Genomic DNA, 248 nt, shown 5'->3' with positions numbered 1-248 from the left:
GAGTTGCACAGGTAGTTATAGTGTCACCTACAACAGATCAAAGTATAGTGTTGAGCGATATTAGTTTAGGAACTTGTTCTTCGAGTTTGTCGGATTCCTCAACAGTAACGGTAAATCCAACGCCGTCTTTCGGAACATTATCGAGTAACGGAAGTATTTGTGAGGGCGAAGATGCATTGTTTGACATAACCGGAACTGCAGGCGCTGTTGTAACATATACAATTAACGGTGGTTCTAACCAGACAATT

At 41.5% G+C, this 248-nt stretch carries 1 protein-coding gene; it reads left to right on the top strand.

The window, feature by feature from the left end; all coding sequences use genetic code 11:
* On the top strand, positions 1 to 248 hold a 248-nt coding region (locus NHF50_RS15600; protein WP_252777363.1), incomplete at both ends, for a hypothetical protein.

Origin of the sequence: Flavobacterium sp. NRK F10, from assembly GCF_024054235.1 — a bacterium.
GTDB classification, from domain to species: domain Bacteria; phylum Bacteroidota; class Bacteroidia; order Flavobacteriales; family Flavobacteriaceae; genus Flavobacterium; species Flavobacterium sediminis.
Note: the sequence above shows the minus strand (reverse complement) of the source record. Positions and strands in the feature narration are given on the sequence as shown.